The sequence below is a fragment of the Pseudoalteromonas sp. Angola-4 genome, from assembly GCF_028599265.1.
Taxonomy (GTDB): domain Bacteria; phylum Pseudomonadota; class Gammaproteobacteria; order Enterobacterales; family Alteromonadaceae; genus Pseudoalteromonas; species Pseudoalteromonas atlantica.
The window spans coordinates 1-488 of record NZ_JAQREK010000074.1; the positions used below are offsets into that span (position 1 = coordinate 1).

Here is a 488-nt window from a genome sequence, read left to right on the forward strand (position 1 = left end):
TACATAGCCTTCTTTGGCAAAATCAAAGCTGTGGTTATTATCACAGCGTAATGTTTTTTCATTAAGTGCCAATGGAAGTTTGCAAATAGGGCAATGGTAATGAAGACTCATGAGCCTAAATAGTCCTTATCAAAAAAAGTTTTTACCCAGTGCGGGCGATAGGTGATCATAACAGTTATTGCCATACCGTTTAGCATTGCTTCAGGAAACGCTAAAATAGGACTGAGATAAATGTAGTTTTCTGTTAGCTGATGCCAATTATATTCGCCAATTGCGTAATAAAAAACACCCCCGAGTATAATGTTAACGCAAGCAACGACACCAGCCGTTAAAAAGCTACAAACAAATATATAGATAAAAAAGTGCCGCGCTAAGTAGTGGTAACAAAGCATAAATACAAAGTAGCTTAATAATACTGGAATAAACGCACTTATTAGTAATTTTACCGCAATCAGCTCGAATGCTATTTGTCCAAAAGCAGTTAGCAG

1 protein-coding gene and 1 pseudogene are annotated in these 488 nt (G+C 36.7%); both read right to left on the minus strand.

From position 1 onward, the window contains the following. Positions 1–111, minus strand: a 111-nt coding sequence (locus PSH48_RS20860; RefSeq protein ID WP_443197877.1) for a putative RNA methyltransferase, incomplete at its 3' end; no start/stop codon positions are given. Beyond that, positions 108–488: pseudogene (locus PSH48_RS20865) on the minus strand (hypothetical protein); the annotation flags it as partial. The gene PSH48_RS20860 and the pseudogene PSH48_RS20865, both read right to left, overlap by 4 nt.